Annotated in this window: 23 protein-coding genes; 16 read left to right on the top strand and 7 right to left on the bottom strand. The window is 61.0% G+C overall.

The genetic code is table 11. The features are described 5' to 3' along the window. The first annotated feature begins 11 nt into the window (after window positions 1-11). From I6L32_RS17000 to I6L32_RS16980, 5 genes are all read left to right on the top strand, one after another. Window positions 12-602 (top strand): sigma-70 family RNA polymerase sigma factor, encoded by a 591-nt coding sequence (locus I6L32_RS17000; RefSeq protein WP_029314498.1) that lies wholly within the window; start codon window positions 12-14, stop codon window positions 600-602. Continuing rightward, a complete protein-coding gene (locus I6L32_RS16995; RefSeq protein ID WP_042878935.1) occupies window positions 595-1,338 on the top strand; it encodes a DUF3379 domain-containing protein in 744 nt (247 codons plus the stop codon). The genes I6L32_RS17000 and I6L32_RS16995 overlap by 8 nt, the downstream gene beginning before the upstream one ends. Window positions 1,339-1,746: 408 nt before the next feature. Then, a complete protein-coding gene (locus I6L32_RS16990; RefSeq protein WP_039039109.1) occupies window positions 1,747-3,018 on the top strand; it encodes an outer membrane protein transport protein in 1,272 nt (423 codons plus the stop codon). 251 nt (window positions 3,019-3,269) lie between these two features. Continuing rightward, entirely contained in the window at window positions 3,270-4,526 is a 1,257-nt protein-coding gene (locus I6L32_RS16985) for an outer membrane protein transport protein (RefSeq protein WP_216944219.1), read from the top strand. A gap of 116 nt (window positions 4,527-4,642) precedes the next feature. Further along, on the top strand, window positions 4,643-5,884 hold the full coding sequence (locus I6L32_RS16980) for an EAL and HDOD domain-containing protein (RefSeq protein ID WP_042878931.1): 1,242 nt from the start codon (window positions 4,643-4,645) through the stop codon (window positions 5,882-5,884). Window positions 5,885-5,945: 61 nt separating this feature from the next. Here the strand turns inward: I6L32_RS16980 and I6L32_RS16975 are convergent, their stop codons facing one another. Next, a complete protein-coding gene (locus tag I6L32_RS16975) occupies window positions 5,946-7,112 on the bottom strand; it encodes a thiolase family protein (protein ID WP_109112698.1) in 1,167 nt (388 codons plus the stop codon). A 132-nt stretch (window positions 7,113-7,244) separates the two neighbouring features. On the opposite strand from I6L32_RS16975, the gene I6L32_RS16970 reads away from it, so the two are divergent. Further along, the gene (locus tag I6L32_RS16970) at window positions 7,245-7,643 is read left to right on the top strand and encodes a MerR family DNA-binding transcriptional regulator (protein ID WP_010674655.1); all 399 of its coding nucleotides are present in this window, start codon (window positions 7,245-7,247) and stop codon (window positions 7,641-7,643) included. A gap of 107 nt (window positions 7,644-7,750) precedes the next feature. On the opposite strand, the gene I6L32_RS16965 is transcribed toward I6L32_RS16970, so the two are convergent. Beyond that, window positions 7,751-8,995, bottom strand: coding sequence for a dicarboxylate/amino acid:cation symporter (locus I6L32_RS16965; protein WP_041215213.1), 1,245 nt, complete (start codon window positions 8,993-8,995; stop codon window positions 7,751-7,753). 268 nt (window positions 8,996-9,263) lie between these two features. On the opposite strand from I6L32_RS16965, the gene I6L32_RS16960 reads away from it, so the two are divergent. From I6L32_RS16960 to I6L32_RS16950, 3 genes are all read left to right on the top strand, one after another. Then, window positions 9,264-9,548 (top strand): pyrimidine/purine nucleoside phosphorylase, encoded by a 285-nt coding sequence (locus I6L32_RS16960; RefSeq protein ID WP_010674653.1) that lies wholly within the window; start codon window positions 9,264-9,266, stop codon window positions 9,546-9,548. A gap of 156 nt (window positions 9,549-9,704) precedes the next feature. Next, a complete protein-coding gene (locus I6L32_RS16955) occupies window positions 9,705-11,087 on the top strand; it encodes an L-serine ammonia-lyase (RefSeq protein WP_010674652.1) in 1,383 nt (460 codons plus the stop codon). 284 nt (window positions 11,088-11,371) lie between these two features. Next, on the top strand, window positions 11,372-12,742 hold the full coding sequence (locus I6L32_RS16950; RefSeq protein WP_039039104.1) for an L-serine ammonia-lyase: 1,371 nt from the start codon (window positions 11,372-11,374) through the stop codon (window positions 12,740-12,742). A 54-nt stretch (window positions 12,743-12,796) separates the two neighbouring features. Here the strand turns inward: I6L32_RS16950 and I6L32_RS16945 are convergent, their stop codons facing one another. The 3 genes from I6L32_RS16945 to I6L32_RS16935 all read right to left on the bottom strand — a co-directional run bounded on the left by I6L32_RS16945 (window position 12,797) and on the right by I6L32_RS16935 (window position 15,453). Further along, window positions 12,797-13,999 carry an ISL3-like element ISAeme19 family transposase gene (locus I6L32_RS16945; RefSeq protein WP_084865641.1) on the bottom strand — a complete coding sequence of 401 codons (1,203 nt, stop codon included), beginning with the start codon at window positions 13,997-13,999 and terminating at the stop codon, window positions 12,797-12,799. Window positions 14,000-14,215: 216 nt separating this feature from the next. Beyond that, window positions 14,216-15,178, bottom strand: a complete 963-nt coding sequence (locus I6L32_RS16940) for a lytic transglycosylase domain-containing protein (protein WP_216944218.1) — start codon at window positions 15,176-15,178, stop codon at window positions 14,216-14,218. After that, the gene (locus tag I6L32_RS16935) at window positions 15,175-15,453 is read right to left on the bottom strand and encodes a YcgL domain-containing protein (protein ID WP_029314494.1); all 279 of its coding nucleotides are present in this window, start codon (window positions 15,451-15,453) and stop codon (window positions 15,175-15,177) included. Before I6L32_RS16935 ends, I6L32_RS16940 begins: the two co-directional genes overlap by 4 nt. A gap of 106 nt (window positions 15,454-15,559) precedes the next feature. Between I6L32_RS16935 and minC the strand changes: the two genes are divergently transcribed. The 6 genes from minC (at window position 15,560) to I6L32_RS16905 (ending at window position 19,264) form a co-directional block, all read left to right on the top strand. Continuing rightward, a complete protein-coding gene (gene minC, locus I6L32_RS16930; RefSeq protein WP_039039101.1) occupies window positions 15,560-16,285 on the top strand; it encodes a septum site-determining protein MinC in 726 nt (241 codons plus the stop codon). Between the two features lie 18 nt (window positions 16,286-16,303). Beyond that, window positions 16,304-17,116 (top strand): septum site-determining protein MinD, encoded by an 813-nt coding sequence (minD, locus tag I6L32_RS16925; RefSeq protein WP_010674647.1) that lies wholly within the window; start codon window positions 16,304-16,306, stop codon window positions 17,114-17,116. 2 nt (window positions 17,117-17,118) lie between these two features. Then, a complete protein-coding gene (minE, locus tag I6L32_RS16920; RefSeq protein WP_010674646.1) occupies window positions 17,119-17,388 on the top strand; it encodes a cell division topological specificity factor MinE in 270 nt (89 codons plus the stop codon). Between the two features lie 180 nt (window positions 17,389-17,568). Further along, window positions 17,569-17,895 carry an HI1450 family dsDNA-mimic protein gene (locus I6L32_RS16915; protein WP_216944217.1) on the top strand — a complete coding sequence of 109 codons (327 nt, stop codon included), beginning with the start codon at window positions 17,569-17,571 and terminating at the stop codon, window positions 17,893-17,895. Window positions 17,896-17,948: 53 nt separating this feature from the next. Further along, on the top strand, window positions 17,949-18,656 hold the full coding sequence (mtgA, locus tag I6L32_RS16910; RefSeq protein ID WP_080767838.1) for a monofunctional biosynthetic peptidoglycan transglycosylase: 708 nt from the start codon (window positions 17,949-17,951) through the stop codon (window positions 18,654-18,656). A gap of 284 nt (window positions 18,657-18,940) precedes the next feature. Then, on the top strand, window positions 18,941-19,264 hold the full coding sequence (locus I6L32_RS16905; protein ID WP_010674643.1) for an HI1450 family dsDNA-mimic protein: 324 nt from the start codon (window positions 18,941-18,943) through the stop codon (window positions 19,262-19,264). Window positions 19,265-19,309: 45 nt separating this feature from the next. On the opposite strand, the gene I6L32_RS16900 is transcribed toward I6L32_RS16905, so the two are convergent. After that, window positions 19,310-19,621: a DUF1289 domain-containing protein gene (locus tag I6L32_RS16900; RefSeq protein ID WP_048207615.1), complete on the bottom strand. Its 312-nt coding sequence runs from the start codon at window positions 19,619-19,621 to the stop codon at window positions 19,310-19,312. 1 nt (window position 19,622) lies between these two features. After that, complete coding sequence (locus I6L32_RS16895; RefSeq protein ID WP_042014378.1) at window positions 19,623-20,492, bottom strand: S1 RNA-binding domain-containing protein; 870 nt, start codon at window positions 20,490-20,492, stop codon at window positions 19,623-19,625. A 271-nt stretch (window positions 20,493-20,763) separates the two neighbouring features. Here I6L32_RS16895 and I6L32_RS16890 point away from each other — a divergent pair, with 271 nt between their 5' ends. After that, window positions 20,764-21,996: a UPF0149 family protein gene (locus I6L32_RS16890; RefSeq protein WP_039039097.1), complete on the top strand. Its 1,233-nt coding sequence runs from the start codon at window positions 20,764-20,766 to the stop codon at window positions 21,994-21,996. Window positions 21,997-22,045: the final 49 nt, after the last annotated feature.

Below are 22,045 nucleotides of genomic sequence, written 5' to 3'. Positions count from 1 at the left end.
GACACCCCTTTATGGCGTTAGGTTTTTTCAGAAGAAAAAGGGCCGACACGGGAAAGGATCCCTGCACTTCTCCGGTCTATGGGGAGATGGCTGACAAACAAACCAAGTACGAAGCCCTGGTGCACGCCCTGCACGGGGACATCTACCGCTACGCCTACTGGCTGTGCCGGGATCCGCAAATCGCCGAGGATCTGGTGCAGGAGACTTTCCTGCGCGCCTGGAAGGCGATAGATACCCTGCTGGACGACAAGGCTGCCAAGGCGTGGCTCATCACCATATTGCGGCGGGAGAATGCCCGCCGCTTTGAGCGAAAGCAGTTCGATCTTGTCGACCTCGACGAGCACCCCCTGCGGGATCAGGGTGTCCTGCCAAGCGAGCAGGAGATGGAGCACGAATGGCTCAGGCGCCACATCGCCCGCCTGCCTGCCGAGTATCAGGAGCCGCTGCTGCTGCAGGTACTGGGGGGATTCAGCGGGGAGGAGATCGCCGAGCAACTCGGCCTGAACAAGAACACCGTCATGACAAGGCTGTTTCGCGCTCGCAACCAGATAAAAGAGGCCATGGAGTCTGCGAAACAACAGAGAGGACACACCAATGGATGAGCTTGAATTTCGCCGCCGGGCCATCACTCACCCCTCGGACAGGGATCCCGCCTTCTTGAAAGCCGCCGAGGCGTCACCGGCCAATCGCAAGCATCTAGACGAGATGCAGCAGCTCGAGCGCCAGGTGCGCAGCACTCTGGAAGTGGACGTACCGGCCGGTCTTGCGGAGCGGATCCTGCTCAGGCAGGCGATGGCAGCCGAAGAGGAGCAGGTTGTCTCGCTACCCGCCACTCCTGCACGCACGCAATGGCGCGCTCTGGCCATCGCGGCCTCGGTCGCCTTCCTGCTCGGCATGAGCACCCGCTGGATCAGCTGGCCTGTGGCACCGGACACCCTGTCGCTGGCTCAGGTCGCCATGTCCCACGTTTATGGGGAAGAGCCCTTCATTCATGCGGTGGATGAGCGGGTCAGCCTGCACACCATCAACGCAAAAATGGAGAAATATGGTGCCACCCTGAGCGAGATGCCGGGCATGAAGGTAACCTATGTCAACCACTGCGCCTTCTACCAGGGACCGGCCCTGCACATGGTGCTCCAGGGCAAGATGGGACCGGTCACCCTGTTCCTCGTCCCCAAGCATCTGCCACTGACGATCCAGTCCGATTTTGCAGACGGGACCCTCAAGGGGGAGATACTGCCGCTCAAGGGGGCCAACATGGTGCTCATCGGAGACATGCAGGAGCCCCTCGCCCCGGTTGCCCGCCAGCTTGAGTCACGCCTGCACTGGTCCATTTAACAGACCTTGACCCAGGCTGACTCGTCCTCCGCCTCAGCCACATCACAGGCAGACATCCTCATTGTCTGCCTGTTCATCCCTAAATCCCCGCATGTTCCCGCCCATTGCCCGCGCGAAGTCACATTTCTACCATTTATTTTAAATGACGCAAACGGCACCATTTGTACTTTATTTATCCAATAATAGATAAATCAGCCTAATAAAACGGCAAGTTAAAACAAATGATTAACACAATGGAAACTTTTATGTATTCTGCTGTCACTGGTCTGATTTCTTACCTCCTACCAGATCCATAGAATCACGCCAGCAATGAATGGGAAGAAGCTGACATAACAACAGATCATGTCGTCAATAGCCGCCAAAGAGCCGCGATGTCGACAGAAAATCTGCTTACAAAGAGAGAACACTATGACAACTGCCTTTTTCAAGAAAAGCCTGATCGCTGCGGCCGTGACCCTGGCCAGCACCCAGACCTTCGCCGCCGCGTTCCAGCTGAACGAGCACTCGGCCTCCGGTCTGGGTCGCGCCTACGCAGGTGAAGCAGCCATCGCCGACAACGCGGCCGTGCTGTCCCGCAACCCGGCGGCCATGACCACCTTCGACAAGATGGCACTGTCTGTATCCGGCACCTATATCAAGCCCGACGTGGATGTGGCTGGCGACATCTATGCCGGCCCCACCAAGCTGGCTCCGTCCAGCGAGAGCGACATCGCCCCCGATGCCTTCGTGCCGGCCACCTACTTCATCCAGCCCCTGAACGATCAGTGGGCCTGGGGGATCGGCCTCTTCTCCAACTACGGCCTCTCCACCGAATATTCCAAGACCTTCGCGGCCGGTGCCGGTGCAGGTGACACCGAGCTGCTGACCTTCAACATCAACCCCAACATCGCCTATCGCATCAACTCCAGCTTCAGCGTCGGTGCCGGCATCAATGCCGTCTACGCCGCCGCCGAGCTGAACCGTTATGCCGGTGCGCTTTCCGCCGCCATTCCAGGTGCCAACTCCGATACCCGTCTGGCTCACCTGAAGGGCGACACCTGGGGCTTTGGCTGGAACGTCGGCACCCTGTACGAGATCAACGAAAACAACCGTCTCGCCCTGACCTACCGCTCCCAGGTGGACTTGAGCTTTGACGGCGACTTCCAGGGCGCCACCTCCGGCAACCGCGTCGTCGATGGCAACCTGAAGCTGGATCTGCCGGCCCAGGCCGAGTTCGCAGGCTACCACCGCCTGAACCAGCAATTCGCTGTCCACTACTCCGTGAACTGGACCGACTGGAGCGCCTTCCAGGAGCTCAAGGCCACCAGCAGCAACTGCGCCGGCGGCGTCTGCCTGCAAAAAGACGAGAAGTTCAAGGACTCTGCCCGTTACGCCCTGGGCGGTACCTGGTACGTCAACCCGTCTTGGGAAGCCCGTATCGGCTTCGCCTACGACAACAGCCCCATCGAGCCGGAATACCGCAGCCTGAGCATTCCTGACTCCGACCGTATCTGGTACAGCGCCGGTGCCACCTACCACATCAACCCGGACATGAGCCTCGACTTCGGCATGGCCTATCTGGACGGCAAGGAAGTGGACGTGAACGAAGGCCTGCGCAACCACAGCGATGCGCTGCGCTGGAAGGGCACCTCCCATGGCAACGCCCTGCTGGCTTCCGCCCAGTTCAACATGAAATTCTGATTTTCATGTCCTCATCGAGAGCGCCTCTGGGCGCTCTTTTTTTATCCAACTTCGTTATCTGAGCGCACAGCTGTAGTAAACAACTGTACTCTTTTCTTTTTTTATCAAGCTGTTATGGGTATTCCTTTCAGCATTTAATCCCGTTTTGCACTACGATCCTCTCTCCCCGTTGCCTTGCTGGTCATACCATATAAAATCCCGGCCCCAACCGAATAACAGAATGAACACCCAGTTCATCCCGAGGAAAGACCATGCATCCGACGTTCAAACCCTCCCTCATTGCCCTCTTGCTGCTGTCGAGCCAGGTACAGGCTGCCGGCTTCCAGCTCGCGGAGCAATCCGCCACCGGCATGGGGCGTGCCTTCGCGGGTGAAGCCGCCATCGCCGACAATGCCAGCGTGCTCTCCCGCAATGCCGCCGCCATGACCCGATTCGATACTCTGGCCTTCTCCGGCGGCGTCATCCACGTGCACCCCGACGTCAACATAGAGGGCACCACCCGGGTGCCTACCACCCAGGGGCCGGTCAGTCTGGATGCCGGAGCCCACGACATTGCGGGTGACGCCTGGGTACCCAACGCCTATCTCATCGTGCCCCTCAACGAGCAATGGCGCCTCGGGCTTGCCGCCACCTCCTATTACGGACTCGGGGTCAAGATGCCGGACAACTACAACGCCGGTCACTTCGGCAACGTCTCCGACATCAAGACAGTGGATCTGGGGGCCTCCCTGGCCTATCGCATCAACCGCATCTGGTCCGTCGGGGCCGGTCTCTCCGCCATTCAGGGGGAAGGGGAAGTGGGCGGCACTTTCCCCTCCAACAACCAGATAGCCAAGCACCTGAAGGGGGATGGCTGGGCCATGGGCTGGAACCTGGGCACCCTGCTGGAGCTGTCGGAGGCAACCCGCATCGGCCTCTCCTACCGCCACGACGTAACCCTGACCCTCTCCGGTGACGCCATCGGCATCGATCAAAGGGGCCAGCCCTTCACCGATACCGGCAGCCTGGATCTGCCCTTGCCCGCCACCGCCGAGCTGGCCCTGTTCCATCAGCTCACCCCGGCCCTGGCGCTGCATTCGAGCATCAACTGGACCAACTGGAGCAAGTTCGTGCAGCTCGAATCCGAACTCGACCACCACGGCACCATGCACATCAAGGAGGAGCACTGGGAAGACAGTTGGCGCTATGCGCTGGGGATGACCTACCAGCTGGCCCCCCAGTGGCAACTGCGCTCCGGTATCGCCTACGACCGCAGCCCGGTCCCGGCGGATCGCCGCACCATCTCCATCCCCGACTCGGATCGGGTCTGGTACAGCGCTGGCGTGGGCTACCAGATTGACCGCCACCTCTCGCTGGATCTGGGGCTGACCCTGATCGACGGCAAGAAGGTGGACGTGAGCGAAACCATGCAGCTCAGGCCCGGCATCCCCCAGACCACCTCCACCTTCAATGGCACCTCGGAAGGGGATGCCTGGCTCGCCGGCCTGCAGCTCAACTACCTGTTCTGACACTCCGGGTTTCCTGACAAATAGTATGCCAGTTGTTGACCTTCCCGACCGGTCGGCACTGGCATAGTGATCCGCTTCACCATAGAATCAAGCCTGTAACCATGGTGGAGAGATGCATGTATTCCTATGTAGCAAGGCAGCCCATTCTGGATCGGGAGTTGAACACCCAAGCCTATGAGCTGCTGTTTCGCGACAGCCTGGACAATGTATTTCCCTCCGTCTCCGCACAGCAGGCCACTTCCAGGCTGGTTGCCGAGCAGTTCTTGCAGCAGAACATCGATCAGCTCATCGGAGATCACCCCTGCTACATCAATTTCCCCCACTCCCTGTTGCTGGACGGATTGGCCGAGTGCCTACCACGGGACAAGGTGGTGATCGAGATCCTGGAGGATGCCGAGCCCGACGATGCGCTGCTGGAAAAAGTGATCCAGCTCTATGGGCTGGGCTATCGGTTGGCGCTGGATGACTTCACCATGGTCTCAGACTGGGACAGGTTCCTCCCCTACATCCATATCATCAAGTTCGACCTGCGCAGCACGCCGCAACCCTGCATAGAGCACTTCATGGCGAATCATCGCCACCTGCCCCTCACCTATCTGGCCGAGAAAGTCGAGGATCAGGCCGAGTTCGAGCGGATGAAGCAGCTCGGTGTCACCCTGTTCCAGGGATTTTTCTTCAGCCGCCCCCAGATGGTGCAACAACCCACCATACCGCCGGCCCAACTGGTGGTGATGCAGCTGCTCGAGGTGGTCAATCAGACCGAACCGGATCTGGACAAGATTGAGCAACTGCTCAACCAGGATCTCACCCTCTCCCTCAAGCTGCTGCGCTACATCAACCACCTCAAGCGCTTCCCCCAGCCCATCGCCTCGTTTCGCCAGGCCGCAAGTTCCCTGGGGCACGCCCAGCTCAAGCGCTTCGTCGCCCTGATCGCCGCCACCAGTGCGGGGAGTGAAAAGAGCGCCGAGCTCCATCAGATGTCCCTCATCAGAGCCCGGTTCTGCGAACTGCTGGCCCAGACCCATGCGCCCGCAGAGCAGGCACAGCAAGCCTTTGTCACCGGCCTCTTCTCCCTGCTGGACGTGCTCATGGGCGAACCGCTGGATCAGCTGCTCGGCTCCATTCCCCTGACCGACGACATTCGTGCCGCCCTGCTCACCCGCAAGGGCAAGCTCGGGTTCTACCTCGCGTTCTGTGAAGATTTCGAGAAAGCCGACTGGCAGCGGGTTGCCGCCAACACCGTCCGGCTCGGCCTCAACGAAGAGAAGGTCAGCCACCTCTATCTGAGCGCCACCGCCTGGGTCAACCAGCAGCTTCAGGCCATGGAAGAGCAACCGGTCCACTCCCGCCAGACATGACAACGTCCCTCTTGAAGGGACGTTGTCATTCCATCAACCCGCTGCACTCTCACCCACGCATTCAGCCTGCCTCGATGGCGATGGCCGTTGCCTCCCCTCCCCCGATGCACAGGCTCGCCACCCCTCGTCTGAGCCCGCGGGCACGCAGGGCATGGATCAGGGTCACCAGGATGCGGGCGCCACTGGCGCCAAGAGGGTGCCCCAGCGCACAGGCCCCGCCGTTCACGTTCAACTTGTGATGGGGAATGCCGCACCCGGCCATCGCCAGCATGCTCACCATGGCGAATGCCTCGTTCACCTCGAACAGGTCCACCTCCTCCACCGACCAGCCCACCCGGGCCAGCAACTTGTCAATGGCGCCGACGGGGGCACTGGTAAACTCCGCCGGCAGTGCGGCGTGACTCTGGTAACCCACTACCCTGGCCAGCACCGGCAATCCGAGCCGGGCAGCGGTCTCGCCCCGCATCAGCACCAGGGCAGCCGCCCCGTCCGAGATGGAGCTTGCATTGGCCGCCGTGATGGTGCCGTGCTTGCTGAAGGCCGGCTTGAGGCCGGGGATCTTGTCGGGCCTGGCTTTGCCCGGTTGCTCATCCTCGGCCAGCAGCAGGGTATCCTCAGAGGTCATGACGGGAGCCAGTTCCGCGGCAAAGGCACCGCTGCGCTGCGCTGTCAGCGCCCGCTCCAGGGAGGCGATGGCAAAGGCATCCATGTCGGCCCGGGTCAGTCCGCTGCGATCGGCACTCAACTGGGCGTAATGACCCATCAGATGACCTTCGTAGGCATCCTGCAAGCCGTCCAGGAACATGTGATCGAGCACGCTCTGGTGCCCCATGCGAAAACCGCTGCGCGCCTTGTCCAGCAGATAGGGGGCGCGGCTCATGCTCTCCATGCCCCCCGCCACCACGACCTCGGCCTCCCCCAGGCGCAGGCTGTCCGCCGCCAGCATCACCGCCTTCATGCCGGAGCCGCACACCTTGTTGATGGTGGTGCAGGGCACGCTATCCGGCAGCCCCCCCTTGAGCGCTGCCTGGCGGGCTGGCGCCTGGCCGACCCCTGCGCTCAGCACGTTGCCCATATAGACCTCATTGACCTGCTCCCCCGTCATCCCGGCCTGCGCCAGCGCGGCGCGGATGGCGCAGGCGCCAAGCTCGGGGGCACCGAGCACGCTCAGGGCCCCCTGGAAGGCCCCCATGGGGGTACGTTTGGCCGCCACAATCACGATATCCATCGATAGCACTCTCCTTGTTACATCGGGATAACATATGCCGCGACCGCGACAGGAACAAGACTTGCGGGGAAGTTGACGTTTGGGTAAGGTGCCAGCCTGCATTGACAACCAGATGGCAGCCAAGACAGCCCCATGACCAAATCCAGGGACGACACCCGCACCTTCAGCATCAGCGAACTGGCTCGCGAGTTCGATGTGACCACCCGCAGCATCCGCTTCTACGAGGATCAGGGCCTGCTCAACCCGACCCGCCAGGGACAGCACAGGATCTACAGCCGTCAGGACAGGGTGCGGCTCAAGCTGACCCTGCGTGGCAAGCGTCTGGGCTTCAGCCTCGCAGAGATCCGGGAGCTGTTCGATCTCTACGATGCGGACAAGAGCAGCCGCTCCCAGTTGCAGACCATGCTGGGGCTGGTGGCCGACAAGCGGGAGACCCTGCAGCAGCAGTTGGAAGATATCCAGATGGTCCTGCTGGAGCTGGAGGCGGCCGAACAGCGCTGCCGCCAGGCCCTGGCACACCTCTCCCCCTGAGTCACGCAGACGGGCGAGGCAAGCGGGGATCACCGCCAGCAAATAGACACAAATGAAAGAGGGAGGCTTGAAGCCTCCCTCTTGTCATGCATGGTGGACGACCGATATCAGGCCTCCTTGCTCCAGCGGTTCGGATCGTAATCCGGGCTGTAGCGATCGACAATGATGGCGCAGGCCGCATCGCCGGTGATGTTGAGCGCGGTGCGGATCATGTCGAACAGACGATCCAGCGCGAACAGCAGCGGCAGACCCTCGATGGGAATCCCGGCCGCCAGCAGCACGGCAACCACCAGGAAGCTCGGGCCCGGTACACCGGCCTGACCGATGGCACCCAGGGTGGAGGTGACGATGATCGCCGCCCAGGCACCCATGGAAAGATCGATGTTATAGACCTGGGCGAAGAAGATGGCGACCAGGCCGTAATAGATGGCATTGCCGCTCATATTGATGGTGGCGCCCAGCGGCAGCACGAAGGAAGCGGTGGCGTTGGTCACCTTCAGATCGCGCTCGCAGGTCTCCATGTTGACCGGCAGGGTCGCCATGGAAGAGGCGGTGGAGAAGGCCACGATCTGCGGTTTCTTCATCGCGGAGAAGTACTTGCGTACCGGCGTGTTGGAGAAGAACGCGATCAGCAGCGGATAGACCACGAAGCCGAAGATGAGGATGGCGGCGACATAGACGACGAACAGCTTGAGCACCAGGGTCAGCACGTCGAAGCCGTAGGTGCCGATGGCGTCGGCCATCAGGCCGAAGACGCCGATGGGGGCGATCAGCATCACCTTGTTGATCATCCAGACGAAAGCGTCCACCAGGGTGTTGAGCCCGTCCACCAGCGGCTTGGCGCGCTCGCGGGGCTGCTTGGCCAGGGCGATGCCGAGGAACATGCAGAACACCAGGATCTGCAGGATGTTGGCCTCGTTCAAGGCGCTGAACACGTTGGTCGGGATCATGCCAAGCAGGGTGGCCACCGCATCGGGCAGTGCACCCTTGTCGGCGTAGTCGCCGGAGAACATGGCCGCGGTGGCGCCAAAGTCAACGCCCACACCGGGTTTGAACACCTGACCCATCACCAGCGCCAGGAACACCGCCAGTGCGGAGGTGCCGAGGAAGAAGGCGAGCGTGGTGACGCCAATCTTGCCAGCAGCGGGGCTGGCCCCCAGGTTGGCGGCCCCGGACAGGATGGCCACCGCCACCAGCGGGATCACCAGCATCTTGATCAGCTGGATAAACAGGGTGCCGAGCGGCGCAAACACTGTGGCTTGCTCTCCCATGAGTGCCCCGACCAGCGCGCCCAGCACCATGGCCACCACTACCTGGAAGCCGATGTTTTTGATTAATCCTTTTGTTAACACAGAATGTTCCTTTATTTAGCAATTACTCACACTTTTACAGCGTAAATGACCACCCAGAGCGTCAAATCCTCTCCATTGCTCTGGCGGTGCGCTTTATCTCATATTTGCGCCCCGTTTTACATCAGAATCCGTTAACGAAATGCATTGATAACTTTATGAGAAAGTAAAGCCTCAAAAGAGACACGGCTGTTTTTGCTCCTTTTACCATGACAACATCCAAAACAGTGTGCTACGTTGGCTCTGCAAACGTGCATACAGGGAAGAAAAGATGCTGAAAGTTAACGAATATTTTGACGGAAATGTTAAATCCATCGGTTTCGAGCAAAAAGGCGAGAAAGCTACCGTTGGTGTGATGGAAGCGGGCGAGTACCTGTTCAATACCGCCGCCCCGGAGCGCATGACGGTGATCAAGGGCGCCCTCACCATCCAGCTGGCCGACGAAGATGAGTGGCACACCTACCAGCAGGGAGAATCCTTCGACGTGGCCGGTCACTCCTCCTTCAAGCTGGAAGTGAAGATCGCCTCCGCCTATCTGTGCGAGTTCCTCGACTGATGTATCACGGGCGCCATGGGATGCCGAGCGGTTCCCCCATGGCGCGTCTCTCCCGCGCCCATTTCCCTACCGCCATCACACCCCGCTATCTCCCCCCTTTTCAACGACTACAAAAAATTTACAATGTTTAGACGAAATCCATAATTGGAGTACGTCATGATCAGTGTCTTCGACATGTTTTCCATCGGGATAGGCCCCTCCTCCTCCCATACCGTGGGACCGATGCGGGCCGCCTGCGCCTTCATCCAGACCCTCAAAGCGAACGCACTCCTCTCCCGTACCGGACGCGTCGTCGTCGAGTGCTACGGCTCACTGGGCCAGACCGGCAAGGGGCACGGCACCGGCAAGGCCATCATCCTGGGATTGGCCGGATTTGAACCCGAATCCGTGGACATTGAGGCCATTCCCGCCTTCCTCGCCCAGGTAGAGCAGACCCAGACCCTCTGCCTTGGCGGCGAGCAACCCAGCGAATTTCCCCGCATCGGCGCCATCCTCTTCAACCGGCGCAAGACCCTTCCCGCCCACTCCAACGGCATGACACTGCGCGCCTATGAGGGTGACACCCTTGTGTTCGAGCAGACCTACTACTCCATCGGGGGCGGTTTCATCATCGAGGAGAGTCACTTCGCCAACGCCCGGGAAGAGGCGGCCCGCTTCGATGCAGCCCACCCCATCCCCTATCCCTTCGAGAGCGGCGCCGAACTGCTGGCCCAGTGCCAGGAGAGCGGCCTCTCCATCTCGGGGTTGATGCTGGCCAACGAGAAGGTGTTTCGCTCGGAAGCGGAGATCAAGGCCGGGCTTCGCAAGATCTGGCAGGCGATGCAGGGGTGTGTGGAGCGTGGCTGCAAGAGCGAGGGGGTGCTGCCAGGCGGCCTCAAGGTCAAGCGCCGGGCTCCCGCCCTCTATCGCCAGCTCTGTGGCGAGACCAATTTCAACAAGGATCCGCTGATGGTGATGGAGTGGGTGGACCTCTTTGCGCTGGCCGTCAACGAGGAGAACGCCGCCGGGGGCCGGGTGGTGACGGCGCCGACCAACGGTGCCGCCGGCATCATCCCCGCGGTGTTGCACTATTACGATCGTTTCGTGCGCAAGGTGGATGACGAGCTGCTGATGCAGTACTTCCTCACCGCCGCCGCCATCGGCATCCTCTACAAGAAGAATGCCTCCCTCTCGGGGGCCGAGGTCGGCTGTCAGGGCGAGGTCGGTGTGGCCTGCTCCATGGCCGCTGGTGCCCTGGCCGAGCTGCTGGGCGCCAGCCCCGCCATCGTCGAGAACGCAGCCGAGATCGGCATGGAGCACAATCTCGGGCTGACCTGCGATCCCGTCGGTGGTCTGGTGCAGGTGCCCTGCATCGAGCGCAACGCCATGGGCGCAGTCAAGGCGATCAATGCCGCCCGCCTCGCCCTGCGCGGCACCGGCGAGCACAAGGTGTCGCTGGACAAGGTGATCAGAACCATGTGGGAAACCGGCAACGACATGAAAACCAAGTACAAGGAGACCGCACGAGGCGGCCTTGCCGTCAACATCACCGAGTGTTAATCCCCTGTGATAAAGCCGCATATGGCACTCGAATACCCGGCATCGCCGGGTATTTTTTTGCAAAACGTTTGTCTGGCGCTTAACAAAATGGATAACCATCAAAATAAATTTTATACTCGCGCCACGAATTCAACAAAAATAGATCTGTTTCAACTTTTTTTAGGCATTGAACCGTTACACTGTGGTTATCCGGTTCCCTGGCCTTTGTGACGACAGACCCGTCCCATGGATCCCTTTTCTGCGAGTGGGCATGGCGCCCCCTTCTACCCTGAGGTAATTGTTACATGATCAGCGTTTTTGATATCTTCAAAATCGGTGTTGGCCCCTCCTCTTCCCACACTGTCGGCCCCATGAAGGCAGCCAAACAGTTCGTGGATGAACTGCGTGCTGGCGGCAAGATCCGTGACATCACCCGGATCCAGGTCGATGTCTATGGCTCCCTCTCCTGGACCGGCAAAGGCCACCACACGGATACCGCCATCATCATGGGTCTGGCGGGCAACCTGCCGGAGAACGTCGACATCGACGCCATCCCCGAATTCATCTCCCGCGTGGAGCAGACCGGTCGTCTGCCCATCGGCCTGCACTGCCATACCGTCAGCTTCCCCAAGGGCGCCATGATCTTCCATGACGAGGCCCTGCCCCTGCACGAAAACGGCATGAGGCTGACCGCCTTCATCGAAGATGACGCCGTCTACAGCAAGACCTACTACTCCATCGGTGGTGGCTTCATCGTCGACGAAGAGAACTTTGGCAAGGGTGACAGCGGCGACATGTCCGTCAGCTATCCCTTCAAGAGTGCCGCCGAGCTCATCGCTCACTGCAGCCAGAGCGGTCTCTCCATCTCCGCCCTGATGATGGAAAACGAGAAGTGCTTCAACACCCCGGAAGAGATCTACAAGAAACTCGGCAAGATCTGGACCACCATGCGGGAAGGGATCGAGCGCGGCTGCCGCACCGAGGGCGTCCTCTCCGGCCCGCTGCGCGTACCGCGCCGCGCCGCGCCGCTCTACCGCCAGCTGACCACCAACGAGAACCTCTCCAACGATCCCATGAACATCGTGGACTGGGTCAACATGTTCGCCCTGGCGGTGAGTGAAGAGAACGCCGCCGGTGGCCGCGTCGTCACCGCGCCGACCAACGGCGCCGCCGGCATCATCCCCGCCGTGCTGGCCTACTACGACAAGTTCATCCAGCCGGTGGGCCGCGACGAGTACACCCGCTTCTATCTGGCCGCTGCCGCCGTCGGCATGCTCTACAAGATGAACGCGTCCATCTCCGGCGCCGAAGTGGGCTGCCAGGGTGAAGTGGGCGTCTCCTGCTCCATGGCCGCCGCCGGCCTGACCGAGCTGATGGGCGGCAGCCCCGAGCATGTCTGTGAAGCCGCCGAGATCGGCATGGAACACAACCTGGGTCTGACCTGCGACCCGGTGGCCGGCCAGGTACAGGTACCCTGCATCGAGCGCAATGCCATCGCCGCCATGAAGGCGGTCAACGCCTCCCGCATGGCCCTGCGTCGCACCTCCAAGCCGCGTGTGTCGCTGGACAAGGTGATCGAGACCATGTACATCACCGGCAAGGACATGGACTCCAAGTACCGCGAGACCTCCCGCGGTGGCCTGGCCATCAAGGTGATGCAGGTTGCCTGCGACTAACGCCGAGTCGCGATGACATGAAAAAAGCGGGATATATTCCCGCTTTTTTTTGGTTCATCGCGGCTTTCCGGGGAAGGCCGCCTTGATTTTCAGAAAAAAGTATTCTGAGTCCCTAAATCCATATGCCATACGCTTTATCACTTTGATCTTGTTGTTCACCCCTTCCAGCACACTCGTGTGCATCGGGTAGTTTGCACTCGCCAGGATCCCCCGCATATATTTCGATAAATTTCGACCAAATCGTTGCAGCGGCGCTAGCCCGCTTTCCTTCACCTGCCGCATCCAGCTCCGCCATCGTCGCCATCCTTCCCACACGCTCGGCGCATACCAGATGCCCTTCAACGCCTCTTTCAGCACGTACACCATCGCCAGCGGTTGATTCGCCGCCAACAGCTCCTGCAACTTCACATCCTGTTTTTCACTCAGCTTCGCCCGATTACGTAGCAGCAACCAACGCGCACTTTTGACCACTTTTCGCGCCGGTTTATCGCTTTTCAGTGCATTCGCCTGCTCCACTCGCACCCGGTCCACCACCTCTCGGCCATAGCGAGCCACCACGTGGAACAGGTCGTAGACCACCTCCGCCTGCGGGCAGTGTTGCTTCACCTCCAGGTCGAACGCCGTGTTCATGTCCATCGCCACCGCCTCAATCTGCTGGCATCGCTCGCCGAGCTGCTCGAAGAAGGGACGGATAGCGGCCCGGCTGTTGCCGTGCCCCACCCACAGGACGCGGGTTCGCTCGGCATCCATGATCACGGTGGCATAGCGGTGTCCCTTGTGCAGGGCAAACTCATCCATCACCAGCCGCCGCACCTCCCCAAGTTCGATGGTGCCCACACTGGTCTGCAAACGGCGCTTGTCGATCTCCTTGATGGTGTGCCAACCGACCCCGGTGAGCTGGCTGACATGGCGGATGGGGAGGTACTGAACGAGCGCTTCAATCCAGCACTGCATGCGCCGGGTGAGGCGGGAGCCAGAGGGGAGCCAGTCGATATGTTCACTGACGCGACCACAGCGCAGACAGTCGACGCGGCGAACAGGCAGTTGTAACCAGACTTGTCGGTCAAATAGGTCTCGCTCACGCACCCGGCGGATACGTTGGTCGTGGATCAATGGCGTGGGTTGCAGGCATCGGCGACAACGGGGCAACAGGTCGGCGCGAGGCTCAAGGGTAAACAGGGTGTGATGGTTGGCAGAAAGCGCTTGGGCGATGACGGTATAACCTGGCCAGAAGGAGGCAATATCAATATGATGCACGGCGACAGCAGGGTGATGGTGGTGGTGTGTTTGGAGACAGCCAGTTTACCAGCACCCTGTCTGTCAACTTCCACTTCCCCAAGATCCCGCGAAGAACCTTTTTTTTGGTCGCGATTTAAAGGGCAGCGTTCGTGGATAAAGGGAGGCCGACAAGGGATAAAAAGAGACGGGCATATCACCTCCACCCGTTCGCCGTGACAGGAGAACGGGGGAGAGCTATTTCACGATGCGATCGGCCAGGGTGCCGACGGCCACCACGAAATAGGGGGAGCGATTCCAGTGACGCAGTACCCGGTAATTGTCATAGGCAAGGTAGCTTCGCCCGTGAATATCGTCGGGGCGGATGAGGGAGGCCTGCATGTCGAACGCAGGCAGAGGTGAGCCGTCCTGCTGGCGAACCCCGAGGGCCTGCCAGGTCGCCAGGGACTTGCGGGTATCAAGCCCCAGCAAGGCGGGGTCCAGGCGCTCTGGCACCCTCACCCGCCGTCCCCAGGTCTGGTCTTCGCGCCAGCCGTTCTGACTCAGATAATTGGCAGCCGATCCAAATACATCCGCGAGATTGCCCCAGAGATCCTTCTTGCCGTCCCCGTCCTGATCCACCGCGTATCGCAGGAATGACGAGGGCATGAACTGCACCTGCCCCATGGCCCCCGCCCAGGATCCCTTGAAGTTGGCGGGGTTCACATGTCCCTGCTCCAGAATGCGCAGGGCATCGAACAACTCGCCTTTGAAGAAGGCTTCACGGCGACCGTCCCAGGCCAGGGTCGAGAGAGAAGAGATAAGGGGATAATGGCCGGTTATTTTGCCGAAATTGGTTTCAATTCCCCACAAGGCAAGAATAAAGCGGGGCTGTACCCCATATTCCCGGCCTATTTTTGTGAGCAGCGGCAAATGCTGGCGATATAAGGTTTGGGCTTGCTTGACTTTCCATTCCGGCACCGCCCGGGGAATATATGTGTCCAGGGTCAGTTTGAATTCCGGCTGATTTTTGTCGTGCCTGATGGCAGCATCGACAAGATGTACATCCGCAAAGGCCGCACTCACCGTCTCGGGCAACATGCCCGCCGCCAGCGCCTGCTCTTTGAGGCTCGCCACGTACTGGTCAAAATCGGGGCCAGCCTGCACCGGCGATTCCGACAGGGCGCCTGACAACAGCAGTGCCAGCCGCCCCGCCCTCATCGTGCGCCCTTTAATTGCGCCTTGTGCTGCTCCAGCAGGTTTTCCGGTGGCGGTGGCACCTGCAGATAAAAGCCCTGGCTCTTCAGGGCGGCCATCACCCGCTCCGTGGAGGCCAGCCCCAGGGGCTTGGCCGGGTCCAGTTTGGTCATCAGGACCAGTTCGGGACGCCCGAAGGTACTCATCAGCACCTCGGGAACGCGGGAAAAGTCCTCTCTTCGTTCAATAAAGAGATAGGTCTCGGCTTTTTTGCGACTTTTATAGACTGCACACAACATGGAAATTGATATAATCCGACGGGTTTATTGCCTCTGGTGGTGGCAAACTATAACATCAGGAATTGAATAACAATAACGTATTACCGTCTCGGTTCGGGGAAGATTCATGGTTGAACGCGATAACGAATTGAAAGGGACCACCTTCACTATTTCCGTGTTGCATCTCAGCGATGGCAATCCGGCCCGGATCCGACAACTGCTGGAGGCCAAGGTCGCGCAGGCCCCCCAGTTTTTTAATTGTGCCCCCCTCGTCCTCAATGTGGAACGCCTCGAGGCGATCCCCGATTTCGAACAGCTCAGGGAGCTGGTCGAGTCGGAAGACTTCGTGCTGGTCGGGATCACGGGGGCACGGGACGAGGCGATGAAGACGGCCGCCAAGGCGGCAGGCCTCGCCGTCATGGTGTCAGGCAAGAGCCGCAAGGCAGAACCTGAGCCGACGCCGCCAGTGCCTGAGCCCAAGCCAGTGGAGGCCGCACCGGTTCCCCCGGTGCCAGCGCCCGTGGAGGCAAGCAAGGTCCACGTGGGCCCGGTGCGCTCCGGTCAGCAGATCTATGCAGCCGGCACCTCGCTGGTGGTGCTGGGCTCGGTGAGCCCTGGCGCCGAAGTCATCGCCGATGACAGCATCCATGTTTATGGTGCCCTGCGTGGCCGAGCCATCGCAGGGGCCAAGGGCAATCCCAAGGCCCGCATTTATTGCCAGCAATTGCAGGCCGAGCTGCTCTCCATCGCGGGCACCTTCCAGCTCAGCGATGCATTGCCTGCAGGCGTGATACAAGAGCCGGTCCATATCCGGCTCGACAATGAACAACTTCGTATAGACCGAATCAAATAGAGTTACAAGGAAGCGAGAATGGCGCGAATCATAGTCGTTACATCGGGCAAGGGTGGCGTTGGCAAGACGACAACCAGCGCGGCACTGAGCACCGGTCTGGCCCAGCGTGGCCACAAGACCGTGGTCATCGATTTTGACATTGGTCTGAGAAACCTGGACCTCATCATGGGTTGCGAGCGGCGCGTGGTCTATGACTTCGTCAACGTCATCAACGGGGAAGCCAACCTCAACCAGGCCCTCATCAAGGACAAGCGTTGCGAAAACCTGTTCATCCTGCCCGCCTCCCAGACCCGGGACAAGGATGCCCTGACCCGTGAAGGGGTGGAGAAGATCCTGGATCAGCTGGCGGAGATGCAGTTTGACTACATCGTCTGCGACTCCCCCGCCGGTATCGAATCCGGTGCCCTGATGGCGCTCTATTTCGCCGACGAGGCCATCGTCACCACCAACCCGGAAGTCTCTTCCGTGCGTGACTCGGATCGCATCCTCGGTATCCTGGCCTCCAAGTCCCGCCGTGCCGAGCGCGGTGAGGATCCCATCAAGGAGCACCTGCTGCTGACCCGCTACTGCCCGACCCGCGTCAACCGCGGCGACATGCTGAGCGTGCAGGACGTACAGGAGATCCTGGCCATCAAACTGCTCGGGGTGATCCCGGAGTCCCAGGCGGTGCTGCGCGCCTCCAACTCCGGCGAGCCGGTCATTCTGGACAAGGAGTCCGATGCCGGTCAGGCCTACGAGGACGCCGTCGCCCGCCTCTTGGGTGACACCAAGGATTTCCGTTTTCTGGAAGAAGAGAAGAAGGGCTTCTTTAGCCGACTGTTCGGGAGTTAAGCATGTCATTATTGGATTATTTTCGTTCCAACAAGAAACAGAACACCGCACAACTGGCCAAAGAGCGGTTGCAGATCATCGTGGCTCACGAGCGTTCATCCAGAGGGGGGCCGGATTACCTGCCCCAGCTCAAGCAGGACATCCTCGACGTGATCCGCAAATACGTGCAGATCGACCCGGACAAGATCACCGTCCAGCTTGATCAGAAGAGTGACGAATTGTCGGTGCTGGAGCTCAACATCACCTTCGCCGACGACCAGAAGAAGGGATGAGCTGACGCACCATGCGCGACCCCTTCCCCCAATGAAGACCGGATCCTTTCCCAGGATCCGGTTTTTTAATGCCTGGCGTCCCGGCATCTCGCCAAGGGCATCAGGGCCAGCTAGAATACCGCGCACCCCGAGGCGCTGCCGACGGACTTTCCCTCCCCCCTTATCTGGAACACGGCTTTTATGTCTTTGAATGACGAAATGCACAGCGTCGAGGAACTGCTCGACACCGCCCTCGAACTCTTCATGGAGCTGGCCTCCGACAACCTGCCCGAGCAGGAGATCGTCCGCTTCAATCAGGAGTTCAACGACCGCGGCCTGCTGGCGGAGACCGATCCCGCCGACGACTGGGCGGCCGACGTGGGATTTGAGGTGAGCGACGCCGACTATGCCGAGATCTGGGTCGGCCTTGGCAACGAACAAGAAGAGTACAAGCACCTGTTTGCCCGCATGCTGCTCTCCCGCCGCGTCGACGAGAAGTTCTGCCACATCGAATGGCTGCCCCAATAATTCCGGATCCCGATGATCCTGGCCACTATGACTGGGACGGCGGGCCCGCGCCCTTGAGGCCTTCGCGCAGACGGCGACTGCTGGGCTGGCTCGGCAAGCTGCTGCTGGCCGCCTTTGCGAGCACCATCGTCTCGGTCGCGCTGCTGCGCTTCATCGACCCTCCCATGTGGACCTGGCGCCTCGAACGCGCCCTGTTTCCCCCTGCCAAGGTGGCCGAGGTGAAGCACGACTGGGTGCCGCTTGAGCAGATTTCCCGGGAGCTGCAACTGGCGGTGATCGCCGCCGAGGATCAGCGCTTTGCCGAACATCACGGTTTTGACATGGATGCCATCAGCTCGGCCCTCAGGCACAACCAGCAAAGCGGGCGGGTGCGCGGTGCCAGCACTCTCAGCCAGCAGACCGCCAAGAACCTCTTCATGTGGAGCGATCGCAGCTTCCTGCGCAAGGGGATAGAGGCCTGGTTCACCCTGCTGATGGAGCTGGGCTGGGACAAGTCCCGCATTCTCGAGGTGTATCTCAACATCGTGGAGTTCGGACCCGGCATCTATGGCGCCGAGGCGGCCGCTAGGCACTACTTCGGCAAACCGGCGATACGCCTCACCCGCTACGAGGCCTCCCTGCTCGCCGCCGCCCTGCCCAATCCCTGGCGTTATCGGGTCAAGCCCCCCTCACCCTATGTGCAGCAGCGCTCGGCCTGGATACGTCGTCAGATGGGTCAACTCGGGCAAGTCACCCTGAACCGGGTCCACGGCACAGAGTAACGCCATCCTGCGGATCAGAGGCGGGCCCCAGATGGCCGCCGACGGTTTCCCGATGAAGGGGCAGATAGTGCCACCACCAGGTTTCGCGCCGCCGCTTGATCTGCCTTCTGTACTGTCGTCGCTTCATCTTGCCAGGCCGCCCCGTCACGCCGCCCCTGCTGGCGGCTCTGTTAACCTTATCCCCTGATCCCGCCATTTGACAGCACGGCGTCACCGCCCCCGGGCTGGCTGCCCATCCCAATACTTGTTAAAGTGGCGAACCTGGACGTATCTGGAGTGATTTCATGGAACAACGTAGCCCGGATCAGCTGGTCGAGTGGGCCTATGATCAGTTTCTGGAGCAGGCCGCCGACATGCTGGCCCCCGAACAAATCGTCGACATCACCCTCGAGTTCGAGCAACGTGGCGCGGTGGAGGCAACCCTGCCCAATGCCGACTGGTCAACCGAACTCGGCGAGCCGGTGGACATGGCACGTTGGGCCGAGGTCTGGGTCGGCTTGCTGGATCATCAGGACGAGTTCGAGGTGATCTACGCCACCTTCCTGCTCCCCCGGGATCAAAGCGAGCACGACGTGCATATCCGCTGGCACCGCCAGCAACAGGCATAAGAAAAGGCGCCCCAGGCGCCTTTTTCGTTTTTTGCGATGCCCGAGTCAGGGGCGCGTCGCGATGGCCTTGGCCAGACAGCGGCGACACCAGCAGGCGCTGGCATCGCTCATGGGCAACGCGGGAAGCTGGCTGCACCAGCAGCGCTCGATGGGTTCCCCCGCCGACACGGCGCAGAACGCCGGCTCGCCGCAGCCCGGGCAGGCATGGGTGCTCTTCGAGCCATCGAGCTCGGCCATGCGGGCCAGCTGGGCCTCGCTGTCCATGGTGGACCACTGGCCTATCTCGGTCAAGGTGCGGCCACAACCGAGGCAGAGCCCCTCCTTGGCCCGGCAGTCACCGATGCAGGGACTCGGCACCTTATTCGTCCCCTGCCGGCGTGTCGGAGCCCACGAGGCGGATGCTGTGCTCTTCGATGACGATCTTGCCCTGCTTGTAGAGGCCGCCGATCGCTTTCTTGAAGGTGCCCTTGCTCATGCTGAACATCTTGTAGATGACGTCAGGATCGCTCTTGTCTCCCACCGCAAGGCTGCCCCCCTGCTTTTGCAGACGCAGCAGGATGCGTGCACCGGCGTCATCCATCCGGGCCAGCCCCGGCTTTTGCAGGGTCAGGTCCAGCTTGCCATCTTCGCGCACCTGCTTGACCCAGGCGGTCAGCGGTCGGCCCGTCATCACGCGGCCGAACACCTCGTTCTTGAACAGCATGCCGGCGTACTGGCCATTGACCACGGCCTTGATGCCAAGGGGAGTGTGCTCCCCCGGCAGCACCGTCACCTCGTCACCGCTCTTGAAAGGGGGGTCGATGCGCAGGAAGCGCTCCAGACGGCTGGTACCGACCATGCGCCCTTCGTTGTCCAGCATCAGGTGCACCAGATAGACATGGCCCACCTGCATCGGCTTGTTCTGCTCGCGGCTTGGTACGAAGAGATCCTTCTTCATGCCCCAGTCGAGGAAGGCACCAATCTTGTTGGCGTTGACCACCTTGAGACCGACGATGTCCCCCACCATGGCGAAGGGCTTGTCGGTGGTGATCACCGGCTCGCAATCCGCATCCAGATAGAGGAAGACGGACACCTCGCTCTCCTCGGCGACGCCTTCCGGCAACTGGCGCCTGGGCAGCAGCAGCTCGCCGTATTCCCCCGCCGCCAGCCAGGCGCCGCGCTCCTCGATCTCGACGACGGTCAGGGTGTTCATCTTGCCAATCTGTAACATGGTGATCTCTTCTTTCAATATCCGGATGGGCCCATCTCATGGAAGACCCGTCATATAGAGGTGCATCGCCTCCGTCGGATGAGAGAGGACGGGGCCGATTTATGTCATGCAGGCGCGCATGTTACCCCAGAGCGGCAGCAGGACCTAGCCCCTCCCCCCTGTGTCTGACCTCTTTTCCCGCTCCCGGGCGGCCAGATTGACGATATTAGCAGCATTCAGTTCCCCCTTTGCTGCAAATAACCCCACTTTTAGGTAGACTTCGCGGCCGTCAAATCCAGAGGAAGCGTCGATGAACCCAGCCACTCGAACCCGTCATCTCAATCAATGGATCCAGACCCACAGCCAGCAGGAGATGAGTTACCCCGCCCTGCACGGCTTCCTGTGCGCCCGTCTGACGGGGCCCGTAGCCCCCGACTGGCAAGATCCGCTGGCCGGCCTGCTGCCTCATGATGCAGCGCTGGACGAGAAGAGTGCCGAGGCGCTGCATCACCTGATCGCCGAGCTGGAAGCCCAGGCCGACGACGCGCAGCTGGCCCTGCCGAGCCAGTGTCGCCTCTCCACCGACAACCCGGAGCAGGTGTTTGACAAGCGCCATCCTCTGGGCCAATGGAGCTATGGCTTCAGTCAGGGGGTGGCCTGCTGGCCGGCGCCGACCGACCTGAACGATCCGGCGACCCGCCATCGCTTCAGCCTGGTGGCCGAGCTCTGCCTGTTTCGCGACAAGCCCATGGCCATGATGCTGCACCAGGCTGCGGCCAGCGAGCTCCCCTTCCTCGATTTTTGCAAGCGTCAACGCCAGCAGATGAAGACGGCCCTCAACCTACTGCTCGGCCAGGATCACTACGAGGCCGAGCCTGAAGAGAGCCCGTCCCTGGACAACGAGCAGACTCGCCAGTGGCAGCAGTGGTTCGAGCTGGCGGCAGAGAGCCGCGATCCCCTCCCTCGCCTTGGCTGGTTCGAGCGCATCATTGCCGATGCCAACCTCCTGTTCGATGAGGCATTCTGGCAAGCCCACGCGGGCCATGGCTGGCAGGTCCCCGAGGCACGCCCTCTGATCGCGGCCAGGGCCGGTCGAGCCGATTGCCTGCTGCGACTTGGGCAGCTTGGGCAGGCTCGGGATGAGTACCTGGCCCTGCTCGCCCTCTGCCGCGCCGACGAGCCCGCTTGCCGCCACCCCCTCTCCACCCTCTATGCCTGGCAAGGGGAATGGGATGCCCTGCAACAACTGCTGGTGCGCTTTGATGAAGCCTCCTGCTGGCTGCTCTACAACAAGGCCTTGATGAGCTTTGTCTGCGAAGGGGAAGCGGCGGCACGCCCTCATCTGGCGGCGGCAATGGGGGTCAATCCCCATGTGCCCGCCACTTTGCTGGGCCAGCGCCGCTTGCCCAAGCAGGAGCCTCGCCGCTGGCAGGGAGGCAGCCGTGACGAGGCGGCGCTCTACGCCTTGCAGAGTCGCGAGGCCTGGCTGACCCACAACGCCTTGATATGGCTGCGAAAGAGTGCGGGCAAGCAGGCCAGTTGAGACCCCAATTGCCGATTCGATGACTGAACACGTGCGCAAACGCACATTT

It is taken from the genome of Aeromonas sp. FDAARGOS 1402, from assembly GCF_019046925.1.
GTDB lineage: Bacteria > Pseudomonadota > Gammaproteobacteria > Enterobacterales > Aeromonadaceae > Aeromonas > Aeromonas caviae.
This window is presented reverse-complemented; position numbering and strand designations above follow the sequence as displayed.